The sequence below is a fragment of the Polaromonas sp. P1_G2 genome (assembly GCF_056405515.1).
The window spans coordinates 1-636 of the sequence record NZ_JBFUBY010000672.1 but is presented as its reverse complement, the minus strand read 5'-3'; the positions used below and the strand labels follow the sequence as shown (position 1 = coordinate 636).

At 63.2% G+C, this 636-nt stretch carries 2 protein-coding genes; one reads left to right on the top strand and one right to left on the bottom strand.

Annotation, left to right across the window (positions count from 1 at the left end; genetic code table 11):
* On the top strand, window positions 1-223 hold a 223-nt coding region (locus tag AC1D0P_RS26875), incomplete at its 5' end, for a homocysteine S-methyltransferase family protein (RefSeq protein WP_477679520.1).
* Window positions 224-236: 13 nt separating this feature from the next.
* On the opposite strand, the gene AC1D0P_RS26870 is transcribed toward AC1D0P_RS26875, so the two are convergent.
* Window positions 237-636 (bottom strand): hypothetical protein (locus AC1D0P_RS26870; RefSeq protein ID WP_477679519.1); only part of this gene is annotated, 400 nt, incomplete at its 5' end.

Below are 636 nucleotides of genomic sequence, written 5' to 3'. Positions count from 1 at the left end.
GGCTGAATATGCGCATCTGGCACTCAATGCCGGCGCCAAGATCATCGGCGGCTGCTGCGGCACGTCCTGCGAACATCTCGCTGCCATCCGCCAGGCTGTCGATAGCCACACGCCCGGCCCGCGCCCGACCCTCGAGACGATCGTCGAAAAAATCGGACCGCTGCGCAACAAGACCGCGGAAGAGCAGGCCGCTCCGCGCGAACGCCGCAGCCGCCGCGGCTGATCAGCTTTTCGTCTCAGCCTTCCATCGCGGCGCGGTGGAAGGCGCGATAGCGCTCAGCAAGCCCGGGCTGGATGCGGTCGACCATAGCGATCGCCCGCGTGAGCTGGCGCTCGCCATCTGGTTCGGCAATCAGTGCCTCGGCCTCGGCCTTCGTCTGATCGTCAAAAGAGTCCGGCTGTTCCCGAATTGTCTTCATCAGCCCTTCCAGAATCGGCCGTCCGGCGGTCGCCATCACATCGCGCTTGCCCGCTTCGTTCAGAGGTGAACCTCGGTGCAGGGCAAGGATGACGATATCGAGATAGAGCAGCAGCAGCTTGAAGCGCCGTGCCGTGACCGGCAGGCCGACAGCGGTGTAAAAACCCTCGATCTGGCCGTTGATCTTCTCGTCACGATCCCATTGATGGTAGTTGTAC